We start from the raw sequence: 13,151 nt of genomic DNA, 5'->3' as shown, positions 1-13,151 counted from the left end.
GTCCGTTCGGCTTTGACCCTCGCCCATGGGAGAGGCATTATGCAAGGACCGAAGAACGGGGACGAGATGCCGCCCATCAGCCGCACCATTCTGGCCGTCGCCTTGATCGCAGTGCCGGGGGCCGTCCGGGCCGAAGAATTGGGCCGCATCACCGCCTATCTCAACGGTGCCTCAACGACATGGCACACGGTGACCATGCAGCAGGGGGGCCGGAGGGTTGCCACCGCGAGCTTTGCGCAGGGGGCGCGGTTGAGCGAATTGCACGTTCAGGGCCACCCCGAGCCACGCTTCACAACGCGCGACGTTTTCAGCGTTGAGGTACGCTATCTGGGTCGCTATGCGCCGGGGGCTGTGCCGCTGTCGGTTGATGTGATGCATATGCCCGACGGGATGGGCGGACCATTCTGGACAAGCCGGGGGGCGGGTACTGCGCCGACCGTGGAGATCAATGCGCTGGAGGTCTGGGGGAATTACGGGCGGTTGACCGCGCACTTTACGGCAGAGCTGTGCTTTCTGCGGATCATCTCTTCCGCCACCGACCCGGAGAACTGCCGAGCGGTGACGGGGTTGATTGAGACTGAACTTTCTGTGGAGTAGGGGCGGATCAGCCCTCCATCGCCTCCAGCTCGTCGATGAAACCTTCGATCATGCTGAGGCCCTTGTCCCAGAAGGCGGGATCAGAGGCATCAAGGCCGAAGGGGGCGAGAAGCTCTTTGTGGTGCTTGGAGCCGCCGGCTTTCAGCATGTCGAAATACTTGGTCTGGAAGTCATCGTCCCCCTCCTCGTAAGCGGCGTAGAGCGCGTTTACGAGGCCGTCGCCAAAGGCGTAGGCGTAAACGTAGAAGGGCGAGTGGACGAAGTGGGGGATGTAGGCCCAGAAGGTTTCATACCCGTCCATGAATTCAAACGCCGGGCCAAGGCTTTCACCCTGCACCGACATCCAGATTTCGTTGATCTGGTCGGGGGTCAGCTCGCCTTCGGCGCGGGCGGCGTGCAGCTTGCACTCAAAGTCATAAAAGGCGATCTGGCGGACCACCGTGTTGATCATGTCTTCGACCTTGCCCGCCAGCATCACCTTGCGCTCGGCGTCATTTTTGGCCCCGGCGAGGAGCTTGCGGAAGGTGAGCATTTCTCCAAACACCGAGGCCGTTTCGGCAAGGGTAAGGGGAGTGGAAGAGAGCAGCTCACCCTGTTTTGCGGCCAGCACCTGGTGCACACCATGGCCCAGCTCATGCGCCAGGGTCATCACATCGCGCGGTTTGCCCATATAGTTCAGCATGACATAGGGATGCACGTCTGAAACGGTGGGGTGCGCGAAGGCACCGGGGGCTTTGCCGGGCTTCACGGCGGCATCAATCCAGCCCTTGGTGAAGAAGGGTTCGGCGATCTCGGCCATTTCGGGGGCGAAGCCTGCGTAGGCGTCGAGCACGGTTGATTTGGCCTCGTCCCAGCCAACGGTTTTGTCGCTTTCCATCGGCAGGGGGGCGTTACGGTCCCAGACCTGCATTTTATCAAGACCAAGCCAGCCGCGCTTTAGCTCGTAGTAGCGGTGCGAGAGGCGCGGGTAGGCGGCAACCACGGCGTTGCGCAGCGCTTCCACAACCTCTGGCTCCACATGGTTGGAGAGGTGGCGGCCGGTTTGCGGGGTGGGCATTTTGCGCCACTTGTCCTCGATCGCCTTTTCCTTGGCCAGCGTGTTGTGAACACGCGAGAAGATGCGCAGGTTGTCGCCCAGAACGCGGGCGATTTCACGGGCGGCTTTTTCGCGGATTTCGCGGGTTTTGTCGGAGAGCAGGTTGGCGACGCTCTCCATGTTGAGGGTCTCGCCATCAACCTCGAACTCAAGCGCTGCAACGGTTTCATCAAACAGGCGGTTCCACGCGGCGGCGCCGACAGTGGATTGATCGTGCAGGAATTTTTCCAGCTCGTCGGAGAGCTGGTAGGGCTTCATCGCGCGCATCCGCTCAAAGATCGGTTTATAGCGGGCAAGCTCGGCATTGGCCTCGAACCAGCCATCAACGGTGGCCTCGTCGATCCGGTTGATCTCAAGCGTGAAAAACACCAGCGGGGCCATGATATCGGTGATCTGCTGCTGCATGTTCCCCATGAACTGCGCGCGGCCCGGGTCGGTGGTGATCTGGTAATAGCGCAGGCCAGCAAAGGACATGATGCGCCCGGCGATCATGTCGATCTTTTCGTAGCGGTGGATCAGGGTGAGCACCTCGGCGGCGGTGAGGCCGGCCAGCTTGCCCTCATAATCGGCCGCAAAAGCGGGGCATTCCTTGGCCAGCCATTCCAGATCGCGCTTTAGCTCAGGGGCGTCTTCGCTCGCGTAAAGATCGCTCAGGTCCCACTCGGGAAGGTCGCCAAGGTTTTTGCCGCCGGAGGGGGCGCTGGCGTCGAAGACGGGGTGAGACATGGGGGGCTGCTCCTTTTCTGGCCTAGGGTGGAGATAGGCAGAGGGGGGGCAGGTGCGCAAGGTTTGCACCGGACGATTTTTGCCGCGCCGGGGGAGAGGCGGGCAAATTGCGGGCTGTTTCAGCCTTTTGGTGCCAGCGCCGGGGCGAGGCCAAGCTGGCGGGCCGCCATGAGCGACAGCACCCCCGAGGCAAGGCCCTGCGGTTCCTGGAAGCGGCGGATGGCGCTGCGGGTGCGCTGGTTCATCTCGCCGCTGATCGGGCCGGAATAAAGCATGCGGGCTTGCAGGGCACGTTGCACGGTGGCAATGAATTCGGGCGTCATCGCCTCGGCGCAGGGGGTTTCAAACCACATATAGCGGGCCGGTTTCACCACCTGTTGGCGCGGCTCGCGGCGGTAGATCGGCGGGGTCAGAACCTCTCCGGTGGAGGTAAGCTGCGCGGGCTGCACAAGCACGGTTTCGGTGACGGTGGCGGTTTGCGGCGGGGCAACCTGCTGCTTGCCCCAGCAGCTGCCGGGGGGGGCATCGGCGGGGGTAGCCTCAAGGGTGGGGATCAGGCCCGGCTCAGCGGTGCGGCGCACCTCTGGCGCTTGTGGCACGCAGCCCAACAGCCCTGCGCACAGCACAAGGACAGCCGGAAGGCGGGCATCCGAAAAGGGCAGGTTCATCAAGGGGGTCACTGCTTTCAAGGCTCTCTTTGCGGGGCCGTTTGGCCGCACTTTAGCGCGGCGGCGGCTGCGCTCAAAGCCTGCTCGGCCAAGCCTATGGGCGCTTGCCCGCCGCTTGCGCCTCTTTTGCAACAGGGCGGTGATCGGGCGGATCGGGCAGGGTGAGCAGGGTATCAAGCATATGCGAGATGTCCTCAACCTGCTCGGCGACCACATGCACCACCTCCTGATCGCGCTGCACCCGCCCGGTCACGCGCAGCATCCGCCCGGAGATCACCGCACGGCGGAAGCGCTCGTAGATCGTGCTCCAGATGACCACGTTGCACACGCCGGTTTCATCCTCCAGCGTCACAAAGATCACCCCCTTGGCGGTGCCGGGACGCTGGCGCACCGTCACCAGCCCGGCCACCGTGATCCGCGCCCCGGCAGGCGGGCGCGACAGCCAGGCATGGGGCAGGGCAGAGGGCGGGCGCGGCCAGGAGGGCGGGCGGGCCAGAGGGGAGGGCGCATGGGGGGCAGGGGGCAGGCCGGACATGAGAACATATATAGAACGCGCACCCACGCCCGGCAAGCCACAGCCGCACTGGCAAAACCGGCCCGCATCCAGTATGTCACCGCGCAAAGGCAAACGGAGGCCAGCATGGCAAAAATCACCTACATTGAGCACAACGGCACCAAACACGAGCTGGAGGTTGCCAACGGCATGACCGTGATGGAAGGCGCGCGTGACAATGGCGTGCCCGGTATTGATGCCGATTGCGGCGGGGCCTGCGCCTGCTCCACCTGCCATGTGTATGTTGCCCCCGAGTGGGTTGATAAGGTCCCCGGCAAGGAGGCGATGGAAGAGGATATGCTCGACTTTGCCTATGAGCCTGATCCAGAGCGCTCGCGGCTGACCTGCCAGATCAAGGTGACGGATGCTCTGGATGGTCTTATCGTCCAGATCCCGGAAAAGCAGATATAACGATGCGTGCGCTGGCCCTTTTGGCGCTATTGCATGGAGGGCCCGCCGCAGCGCAGGACATCATCGGGGCCGAGCTTGCGGAGCCGACCGATAAATACGGCCATGGCATCCTTGGCGATGGCGGTGAGTGGGATGTGCTCAACATCACCGTCGGGCGCAGCACGGGCGATGGAACGGGGCTGTTTACCGGCAGCTCAAAACTCACCTATGCCTTTGATTCTGATGAGAACCTGCTTTGGGAAGATGTTGTCGCACGGCTGTGGGACACCACCGGCGACGGCAAGCCAGAGGTGGTGGTTGTGCAAAGCCACATGCGCCTTGGGGCGCGGCTTATGGTGCTGGCGCTGACAGATGGCAAACCGGCCTATTGGGGCGCCACGCCCTTCATCGGCACCGCGCATCGCTGGCTGGCCCCGCTGGGAGCGGCGGACCTTGATGGCGACGGGCAGATCGAGATCGCTTATATCGACCGCCCCCACCTTGCCAAAACGCTCAGGATATGGCGGCACGACGGGGATGATCTTGTTGAAGTTGCAAGTAAATCCGGGCTGACCACCCATATGATCGGCTGGGATTTCATCGCTGGTGGGCTGCGGACCTGTGGCGGCAAACCCGAGATGGTGACCGCCAATGGCGACTGGTCCCGCGTGGTGGCCTCCACCCTTGTGGAGGGCCGCATCGAGAGCCGGGATCTGGGGCCTTATGAGGGGCCAAAAAGCCTTTCCCCAAAGCGGCCCTGCGACTGAGCGTGCGGTGCGGCAAGGGGTGGCGCAAAAGCCGCCGTTAACCGTGATTTTTGGGGGGGCCACAACCCATGCACAAGTGATGCACAAACCATGCATACGCGATTGGCGCACATGAGCTACCCGTATCATATTTAACCGTGCGGCACGCTGGGCTAACCCTCTGGACAGGCGCGGCGCGGCGGGTAGGCTTGCCGGATGGATTGGTGGACCCCGATAGATATTTACTGCGAGCGGGTGGGCGAGGCCTTTTGGGCGGAGCCTTGGAACGCGCTTTCAAACGCCTCCTTCATCGCGGCGGCGGTCTGGGGCTGGGTGGTGGCGCGGCGCGAGAAGCTGCTTTCGCCCGAGATTGTCATCGCCATCCTCATGGCGGGGCTGATCGGGATTGGCTCGTTCCTGTTTCACACCTTCGCAACCCACTGGGCCGAACTGGCCGATGTGATCCCGATCTGGAGCTTCGTCGCCTATATCGTGGTGCTGTCGATCCACAAGCTGGGGGGCAGCCGATGGGGCCACACGCTGCGGGTGGTGGGCATTGCGGCGGCGGTGATGGGCGGGCTGTTTTGGCTGTTTTCCGGGCCGCTGGCCTCTGATCCCGGCGCGGCGGCCCCCTCACCGCTGAACGGCTCGGAGCAATACGCCCCGGCGCTGGTGGCGCTTTGGGCCTTCGCGCTGGTGGGCTACTGGCGCGGCTTTGCGGCGCGGCGGTGGATGCTGGCGTCGGCGCTGGTTTTCAGCGCCAGCCTCGTGGCCCGCACGCTGGATTTGATGCTCTGCGAGATTTACCCAACCGGCACCCACTGGATCTGGCACGGCCTCAACGGGCTGATGATTGGGCTGGTGCTGCAATCGCTGCTCGTGAGCCTCATAGCAATGCGCGCGCCCCGTTAGCGGCAATGCGCGGGTTGGGAGCGGTGATTGAGGCTTGGGTGAGGTTTACACGATAAGGCGCTGAAATTCCGAAGAAATTTCGCAATCGGGCTTGGCTTGAAGCGTTGCTTTAACTTTGACTGCTAAGTGGTTGATATAAGTATTAAAAACCTAAACTCCAACGTCTGGACCAAGGCAGAGCATGGGCTCGTTGGCGGTGGTGTCTTCAAACAGCTCTGTTTCGGCTGGATTGTCTTCGAAAAGGGCGCGCAAACCGCCGGGTTCGTTCCAGAAGGTCCAGCATTGGGGTTCGCCGGGGCTGTCTTCGTAGATGAAGCAGATGAACTTTTCTTCTTCGTACCAGCGGCCCTCTTTGCACTGGCCATCAAGGAAGGACCAGCGCACCCGGTTGCCGGGCAGGTATTCCTCAACACCGTAAGCCTTGCCGCGATTGTTGAAGTAAACCGTGCGGTCGCGGGTGTAGGCATCAAAATCGTCCCCGGTCATCGGACCACCGGCGGCGGCGGGAAGCGGTGCGGTGAGGCTGAGGGCGGCGGCGAGGGCGGGAAGGATGCGCATGGGGACTTTCGTTGCCGTGGGCTTTGGCAGCAACTTGGCAGAAGCGGTGGCGCGGGGAAAGGGGCTGGCTTTCACGCCCCCGCGAGGCGCTTTCAGACGCCAACCTCGGGGCCAAGGCAGAGCAGCGGGTCATCCACATCGGGGATTTCGAGCTGCACGGCCATGTTGGGATCGTTCAGGAACACGTGGCGCAGCCCTTCCGGCTCTATGAAGATGGTCCAGCACTGCGGTTCATTTGGCTTTTGATCGTAGTGAAAGCAGATCATGTCATCGAGCTGGTCATAATAGCCGGTCATGCATTCGCCCGCGGAATTGACCCAGCGCACCTGCTTGTTGGGCAGGTATTCTTCCCCCCCGGCGAGGTGGCCATTTTCCGAGAACCAGATGGTGCGCCCGGTGACATGCTCGGAAAACTGTTCAACCGTGAGCGGCCCTTCGGCGAAGGCCGGGGCGGCGGTAAGGAGGAGAAGGGCAAGACTGCGCATGGGGGCAGGATGGCAGAGGAGCGCTGCGGGGAAAAGGGGCCTAGGCCGCTTGCTCGGCCTGGCGGGCTTGCCAGCGGCGCAGGCGCGGGTTCATCACCCGAAACCACAGTGGCGGCACCAGCGCCAAAGCGGCCATGGAGGGCAGCGGCCCCGGCAGCAGCGGCGCCCCACTGGGGATATCAAGCGCCGGGTAGCGGGTGGTGGGGTGCGCGTGGTGGTCAGAGTGGCGCGGCGCGTGCAGCATCATCAGCGAGGTGAACACATGCGGCGCGTTCCAGCTATGGGCGTCGCTGACCGGCTCATAGCCCTCGCCCCGGCGGGCGCGGCGCAGCCCGTAGTGCTGCACATAGTCCGACATCATTAGCTGCATCGTGGCGTATCCGGCCAGCCCGATATGGGCCAGCAGCCCTTGCCAGCCCGCAAGCAGGGTAGAGAAGCCAAGCAGCGCGAGCCCGCCCGCGATATATTCCACATAGGGGTGCCGCCATAGTGGACGGTGAGCGCGGGCCAGCATCACCCGCTCTTCGCGCGCCCCGGCGCGAAAGCTGCCAAGCCAGGCGCGCGCGAAAAAGCGGTAAACCGACATGCCGGGGGGCGCTGAATTCGGGTCCATCGGGGTGGCAACGTAGCGGTGGTGCACCTTGGGGTGGGCCGAGGTGTGATGGCCAAACAACAGCGAGATATAGACCCATTTGCCAAGGGTGCGCAGCGGGCGAGAGGCGCGGTGGATCAGCTCATGCGCGTTGGAATTGCTGACCTGCCCGAAGAACAGCCCGAAGGCGAAGAAGGCGAGCACACGCTCCCAGGGGGCAAGGCCAGTGTGGCCTGAAACCGCGGCAACCCCCAGCGCCAGCAGGGCAAAATGGGCGAGTGCCAGCACTGCCGAAAGCCGATCGGCCCAATCGCCCGGCGGGGTGGTGGGGGTGCGCGGGGCCCCGGCGAGGCGCAGGATCTGGTCAAGCAGCGCGGCAAAGGCCGAAAGATACACCGCCGCCAGCACCACCCAAATGCCACCAAACCACCCGCCAGCCGCCAGCAGGGGCAGCGGGGCGAGGGTGACGGCGGTGAACAGTGTGGCGGGTTTCATGGCGGGCAGGATAGGCCGAGTAATGAGGGATAGGAAGGGGATCGCAGAGCGAGGTTAAGGTGAGGTGTATGGCTGCTCGATTATCGGCAAGGGGCTTCCATCCCGCGCGGCGAGGGCTTAACTCAGACAGGCAAGCAAACCGGGGGCCGCATGGCGTTTTTCAAGAAGCTCAAGGACAAGCTCTTCAAGTCTTCCTCAAAGCTCGACGAGGGGCTTGAGGCGATCATCGCCGATGGCGGTGAGGAAGAGAGCGTTGAGGCTGTCGAAGAGTCGCTGGCGGTAGAGGCCGGGGCGATTGTGACCTCTGACGTGGCCGAAGCGCCGGAGGAGCAGGGGGAGCCGGAGGCGGATTTGGTTCCCGAGCCGGAGGCGGGTGTCGTCCCGGAGGCGAGTCCTGAGCCTGTTGCGGTGCCAGACCCTGTTGAGGTGCCAGAACCCACACCGGAGCCTCTCCCCGAACCCGAACCCGAACCCGAACCACAACCCAAGCCGGAGCCGGAACCAGCACCGGAACCCGCACCAGCCGCCCCGCCTGTGGTGCCCGTCGCGGTTGCCCCCTCGGCCGCCGAGGCGCGCAAACCCGGCATCATCGGGCGGTTTCTTGGCCGGGGTGAGGGGCAAACCGTTGTCCGCCGGGTGCTGGACGACGATATGCTGGAGAGCCTTGAAGAGCTGCTGATTGCCTCGGATATGGGGGTTGATACCGCGCTGCGCGTCACCGCCAATATGGCCGAGGGGCGCTATGGCAAGCGGGTGTCGACGGCGGAGATCAAGCGCTACCTGGCCGATGAGATTACCCGGATCATGGAGCCTGTCGCCCGGCCTATGCCGCTTTACCCGACCCGCCCGCAGGTGGTGCTTGTGGTGGGGGTCAACGGCTCTGGCAAGACGACGACCATCGGCAAGCTGGCCAGCCAGTTCAAGGCGGCGGGCAAATCGGTGGTGATTGCGGCGGGTGATACCTTCCGCGCGGCGGCGGTTGAGCAATTGCAGGTTTGGGGCGAGCGGGCCGGGGTGCCGGTGATGACAGCGCCAGAGGGAAGCGACCCGGCGAGCCTTGCGTTTGAGGCGATGAGCCGGGCGCAGGAAGAAGGGGCCGATCTGCTGATGATCGACACCGCTGGCCGCTTGCAAAACCGCGCCGACCTGATGGAAGAGCTGGCCAAGATTGTCCGCGTTATCAAAAAGAAAGACCCGGATGCGCCGCATAACACCCTGCTGGTGCTGGATGCGACCACGGGGCAAAACGCGCTTAACCAGGTGGATACCTTTCAAAAGCTCGCGGATGTGTCTGGCTTGATCATGACCAAGCTCGACGGCACCGCCAAGGGCGGCGTGCTGGTGGCGCTGGCCGACAAGTTTGGCCTGCCGATCCATGCCATTGGGGTGGGCGAGCAGATTGACGATCTGGATGCCTTTGACCCGAAGGATTTTGCCGAGGCGCTGACCGGGGCGAATTGAGCCTTGGGGCGTTGAGGGCTGGGCTATTCGACGGCGCGCACGAGGAGGCGCAGAACAAAAAGCACGACGATGGTGATGACGGTGGCCATGGCGGCGAGCGGCATTTGCCCGGCGCCGCAGGCCAGCCCAACCCCGCCCGCAAGCCACATGGAAGCCCCGGTGGTGGTGTTTTTCACCGTGTCGCCCTTGGTAAAGATGATCCCTGCGGCAAGGAAGGCCACGCCAGCGGTGACGGCCTCAACCAGACGCAGAGGATCAACCTTGATGTTGTCTTTCACCCCAAAGGAAAGCTGCGCAAGCTGTTGGCTCACAACGATAAAAAGGCAGGCGGCCAGGGCGATCAGGATATGGGTGCGCAGGCCTGCGGGCTTGTCACGCCACTCGCGCTCAAGCCCGATCAACCCGCCCAGAACGGCGGCGGCTGTCATGCGCAAAAACGCGGTGAGCGGCGGCACGGCGGCAAATGTGCCGGTGAGTTCGTCAATAATGGTGTTGATAACGTGCGCTCCCTTTTGCTTGGCCTCTAAACGCCGCCAAAGCCCATAGGTTCCCCGCGCGCGTATTTGCCCGCGATTGCCAATGCCGGGGGTTTGGCTAGTCTTTGGCGGGCATCGCCAAAGGGATTCGACCATGAAAATCAACGCCGCCATCGCCGCAACCGTCCTTGCCATGGGCCTCACCCCCGCCATCGCACAAGACCTGCCAGATCTGGGCGGGCGCGAGGTGGTGGTGGTGACCGAAAATGCCTACCCGCCGCTGCAATACATGAAAGACGGCGAGGCGGTGGGCTGGGAATATGATGCAATGGCTGAGGTCGCCCAGCGGATCAACATCACGGTCACCTATGAAAACACCTCATGGGACGCGATGATCGCCGCCGTGTCGCAGGGGCAGTACGATATGGGCATGACCGGGATCACCATCCGCGACGACCGCAAGGAGATGGTCGACTTTTCCGATCCTTACATGCGCTCGGAAATGGTGATGCTGGTCCGGGGCGATGAGGCCCGGTTTGACGGGGCGAAGAGCTTTGCGGCGGACGAGGATTTGCTGGTGGCCGCGCAGCCCGGCACCACGCCGTTTTACGTGGCGGTCTATGATGTGCTTGATGGAAACGAGGCCAACCCCCGCATCCGCCTGTTTGAAACCTTTGGCGCCGGGGTGCAGGCGCTGAAGGCGGGCGATGTGGATCTGGTGCTGACCGATGGCACCGCAGGTGAGGGCTATGTGGCCACCTCGGAAGGCACGCTCAAGATCGTGGGAGAAAAGCTGGGCGCCGAGGATTTTGGCTTCATCTTCCCAAAGGAGTCGGACCTTGTGGCGCCGATCAATGCCGCGATTGCCGCCATGCAGGCCGACGGCACGATGGATGCGCTCAACAAGAAATGGTTCCTCGACACCAAGCTGGGCGAATGATGTGAGAAAGCGCCCCGGCGAGGGGGATTTCCCATATTGGTTGTTGATCCTTGGCGTCACCGGGGCGGTGCTGTTTTGTCGGGTGCTGTCAGACGGGCTATATGCGCAGGTCTTGGCGACGCTGTCCAAAGGCGTGTGGATCACCATTTTCGTGACGCTGGTGGGCTTTGCGCTGGCCACCTTGCTGGGGTTGATGGTGGCGGTGGCCTCGCTGTCGCGCTTCATCGTTCTGCGCCAGGCCGCGCGGTTTTACACCGAGGTGATCCGCGGCGTGCCGATCCTTGTGCTGCTGCTCTACGTTGCCTTCGTTCTGGCCCCGGCGCTGGTGGCGGTGGCCAACTGGGCACTGGAGGGGCTGGGGCTGGAGGCTGTCCGCACGCGGGATTTCTCGCTGCTCTGGCGGGCGATCATCGCGCTGACGATCGGCTACTCGGCCTTCATCGCAGAGGTGTTTCGCGCCGGGTTGCTCTCGGTTGACGAGGGGCAGATCGAGGCGGCAGAGGCGCTGGGGCTGAACGGCTGGCAGCGGTTCCGGCTGATCCAGCTGCCCCAGGCGCTGCGCACCATCCTGCCGCCGCTGGGCAATGATTTCATCGCCATGATCAAGGACAGTTCGCTGGTGTCGGTGCTGGGGGTGATGGACATTACTCAGCTTGGTAAGCTGACGGCGGCGGGGAATTTCCGGTATTTTGAAACCTATAACGTGGTGGCGCTGCTTTATCTGGTGATGACTGTCGGCCTTTCTCTTGGGCTGCGACGGCTGGAAAAGCACCTGCGATAGGGCCTGTGCGGCGTGGCGGTGAGCTGTGGCCCCGAGTCTGGCCCCGAGACTGGCCCCCGCTGCGCACTGGGGATAAGCAGAGCGGATGAGCGAGTGGATCATCTCCCTGGAAGGCACCGAAGCCGGGCATCTGGCAGCGCTTTTGCTGGCGCTGCTGGCGGCACTTGCCCATGCGGTGATCGGGGCGCTGCAAAAGGGGCGGCATGATCCCTGGCTGTCACGCGGTGCGATTGATTTTTGTTATGGCGCCATGGCCGCCCCCTTCGCGCTTTTCGTGGTGCCCTGGCCCGAGCCGCATATGTGGCTGATCTTCGCCGGGGTCTGGCCGATCCACGCGGCCTATAAGGTGGCGCAGGCGATGACCTACACGCGTGGCGCCTACACGGTGGTCTACCCGGTGGTGCGTGGCACCGGGCCGCTGTTTACGGTGATCGGGGCGGGCATTGTTTTTGGCGAGCATTTTACGCTGGGACAGTGGGCCGGGGTGGGGGTGCTGCTGGCCGGGATCTACGGGCTGGCGGTTTACAACCTTCGCACCATCACCGCCCAACGTGACACCATGGTGACGGCCCTCGCGCTGGCGGTGCTGACGGGCGGCCTTGCGGCGCTTTACACCACGTATGATGCTTACGGCATCCGCGCCACCGCTGACCCCTTCACCTTTCTGGCGTGGTTTTTCTTCATCGACGGGCTGTTTTTTACGCCCATCGTGGCGGGGCTGATGTATCGGCGTATGGCGCATCGCCCGGCGCTGGGACCGTTGATGCTGCGCGGCTGGATCGGCGGGATGGTGGCGTTTGTCTCCTTTGGCGCAGTGATGCTGGCGACCCGGCTGGACAAGGTGGGAGAGGCGGCGGTGCTGCGCGAAACCTCCCCCGTTTTCGCCGCGCTGATCGGCCGGCTGCTGCTTGGCGAGCGGGTTGGCCCGCGCCGGCTTGCGCTGATGGGGTTGATCGCCGCCGGTGCCGTGATAGTTGAGGCAGCAGGATAGGAGGGCGCATGGCTCGACATAACATACCCGGCTGGCTGAAAACTGGACTGGAATTTGGCCCGGTGCTGGCCTTCTTCGTCGCCTTTTTTGCGCTCAAGGCCGAGACTTACCCGCTGTTTGGCTATGAGGTGAAGACCTTCACCTTCATCACCTTCTGGTTCGTGATCCTGATGGCCCTGAGCATGGGCGCTCTGCGCATTCTGACAGGGCACCTCAGCCGGATGCAGGTGATGACGCTGGTGCTGGTCGTACTGATGGGCGGGCTGACGGTGGTGATGGATAACGATATGTTTTTCAAGCTGAAACCGACGATCCTTTACGCGCTTTTTGCGGGCATCCTCGGGATTGGCCTGATGCGCGGCCAAAGCTATCTGGCACGGCTGATGGAGGGGCTGCTGCCGCTCACCCACGACGGCTGGATGCTCCTCACCCGCCGCTTTGCCCTGCTCTTTGCCGCCCTTGCGGTGGCCAATACGGTGATCGCTTTCGCGCTGTCTTCGGGCATTTGGCTCAGCTTCAAGACCTTCGGCCTGCCGATCATCCTGTTTGGCTTCATGATGGCGCAATACCCGCTGATCGAGAAGCACGGGCAGGAGCCGGAAAAAGGCGAGTAGGCCCGGCGCGACCGGAGCACCCAAAGAGATTTGGGCCTCCGGCGGGGATATTTACCAGAGCGTTGAGAGG

At 63.3% G+C, this 13,151-nt stretch carries 16 protein-coding genes; 9 read left to right on the top strand and 7 right to left on the bottom strand.

Annotated features, from left to right (window positions below; genetic code table 11):
- The first annotated feature begins 39 nt into the window (after window positions 1–39).
- The gene (locus tag P1U55_RS14420; protein ID WP_301048326.1) at window positions 40–597 is read left to right on the top strand and encodes a hypothetical protein; all 558 of its coding nucleotides are present in this window, start codon (window positions 40–42) and stop codon (window positions 595–597) included.
- 7 nt (window positions 598–604) lie between these two features.
- Here P1U55_RS14420 and P1U55_RS14415 read toward each other — a convergent pair whose 3' ends face one another.
- From P1U55_RS14415 to P1U55_RS14405, 3 genes are all read right to left on the bottom strand, one after another.
- On the bottom strand, window positions 605–2,419 hold the full coding sequence (locus P1U55_RS14415) for a M3 family oligoendopeptidase (protein WP_301048325.1): 1,815 nt from the start codon (window positions 2,417–2,419) through the stop codon (window positions 605–607).
- A gap of 119 nt (window positions 2,420–2,538) precedes the next feature.
- Complete coding sequence (locus P1U55_RS14410; protein WP_301048323.1) at window positions 2,539–3,087, bottom strand: peptidoglycan-binding domain-containing protein; 549 nt, start codon at window positions 3,085–3,087, stop codon at window positions 2,539–2,541.
- 94 nt (window positions 3,088–3,181) lie between these two features.
- Window positions 3,182–3,622 carry an OB-fold nucleic acid binding domain-containing protein gene (locus tag P1U55_RS14405; protein WP_301048322.1) on the bottom strand — a complete coding sequence of 147 codons (441 nt, stop codon included), beginning with the start codon at window positions 3,620–3,622 and terminating at the stop codon, window positions 3,182–3,184.
- A 105-nt stretch (window positions 3,623–3,727) separates the two neighbouring features.
- Between P1U55_RS14405 and P1U55_RS14400 the strand changes: the two genes are divergently transcribed.
- From P1U55_RS14400 to P1U55_RS14390, 3 genes are all read left to right on the top strand, one after another.
- Entirely contained in the window at window positions 3,728–4,051 is a 324-nt protein-coding gene (locus P1U55_RS14400; RefSeq protein WP_301048320.1) for a 2Fe-2S iron-sulfur cluster-binding protein, read from the top strand.
- A gap of 2 nt (window positions 4,052–4,053) precedes the next feature.
- The gene (locus P1U55_RS14395) at window positions 4,054–4,797 is read left to right on the top strand and encodes a VCBS repeat-containing protein (protein WP_301048319.1); all 744 of its coding nucleotides are present in this window, start codon (window positions 4,054–4,056) and stop codon (window positions 4,795–4,797) included.
- 195 nt (window positions 4,798–4,992) lie between these two features.
- Complete coding sequence (locus tag P1U55_RS14390; RefSeq protein WP_301048318.1) at window positions 4,993–5,688, top strand: ceramidase domain-containing protein; 696 nt, start codon at window positions 4,993–4,995, stop codon at window positions 5,686–5,688.
- A 150-nt stretch (window positions 5,689–5,838) separates the two neighbouring features.
- On the opposite strand, the gene P1U55_RS14385 is transcribed toward P1U55_RS14390, so the two are convergent.
- The 3 genes from P1U55_RS14385 to P1U55_RS14375 form a co-directional block, all read right to left on the bottom strand.
- A complete protein-coding gene (locus P1U55_RS14385; protein WP_301048316.1) occupies window positions 5,839–6,246 on the bottom strand; it encodes a hypothetical protein in 408 nt (135 codons plus the stop codon).
- Between the two features lie 92 nt (window positions 6,247–6,338).
- A complete protein-coding gene (locus P1U55_RS14380; RefSeq protein WP_301048315.1) occupies window positions 6,339–6,731 on the bottom strand; it encodes a hypothetical protein in 393 nt (130 codons plus the stop codon).
- A 40-nt stretch (window positions 6,732–6,771) separates the two neighbouring features.
- Window positions 6,772–7,818, bottom strand: coding sequence for an alkane 1-monooxygenase (locus tag P1U55_RS14375; protein ID WP_301048314.1), 1,047 nt, complete (start codon window positions 7,816–7,818; stop codon window positions 6,772–6,774).
- A 150-nt stretch (window positions 7,819–7,968) separates the two neighbouring features.
- Here P1U55_RS14375 and ftsY point away from each other — a divergent pair, with 150 nt between their 5' ends.
- Entirely contained in the window at window positions 7,969–9,279 is a 1,311-nt protein-coding gene (gene ftsY, locus P1U55_RS14370; RefSeq protein WP_301048313.1) for a signal recognition particle-docking protein FtsY, read from the top strand.
- 23 nt (window positions 9,280–9,302) lie between these two features.
- Here ftsY and P1U55_RS14365 read toward each other — a convergent pair whose 3' ends face one another.
- On the bottom strand, window positions 9,303–9,929 hold the full coding sequence (locus P1U55_RS14365; RefSeq protein WP_366943065.1) for an MgtC/SapB family protein: 627 nt from the start codon (window positions 9,927–9,929) through the stop codon (window positions 9,303–9,305).
- On the opposite strand from P1U55_RS14365, the gene P1U55_RS14360 reads away from it, so the two are divergent.
- From P1U55_RS14360 to P1U55_RS14345, 4 genes are all read left to right on the top strand, one after another.
- On the top strand, window positions 9,910–10,695 hold the full coding sequence (locus tag P1U55_RS14360; protein WP_301048312.1) for a transporter substrate-binding domain-containing protein: 786 nt from the start codon (window positions 9,910–9,912) through the stop codon (window positions 10,693–10,695). The genes P1U55_RS14365 and P1U55_RS14360 overlap by 20 nt on opposite strands.
- Window positions 10,649–11,476 (top strand): amino acid ABC transporter permease, encoded by an 828-nt coding sequence (locus tag P1U55_RS14355; protein ID WP_301048311.1) that lies wholly within the window; start codon window positions 10,649–10,651, stop codon window positions 11,474–11,476. The genes P1U55_RS14360 and P1U55_RS14355 overlap by 47 nt, the downstream gene beginning before the upstream one ends.
- 85 nt (window positions 11,477–11,561) lie before the next feature.
- Window positions 11,562–12,467, top strand: coding sequence for a DMT family transporter (locus P1U55_RS14350; RefSeq protein WP_301048310.1), 906 nt, complete (start codon window positions 11,562–11,564; stop codon window positions 12,465–12,467).
- 8 nt (window positions 12,468–12,475) lie between these two features.
- Complete coding sequence (locus tag P1U55_RS14345) at window positions 12,476–13,081, top strand: septation protein IspZ (RefSeq protein WP_301048308.1); 606 nt, start codon at window positions 12,476–12,478, stop codon at window positions 13,079–13,081.
- Window positions 13,082–13,151 lie beyond the last annotated feature (70 nt).

The sequence above is a fragment of the Vannielia sp. genome, from assembly GCF_029212645.1.
Taxonomy (GTDB): domain Bacteria; phylum Pseudomonadota; class Alphaproteobacteria; order Rhodobacterales; family Rhodobacteraceae; genus Vannielia.
Note: the sequence above shows the minus strand (reverse complement) of the source record. Positions and strands in the feature narration are given on the sequence as shown.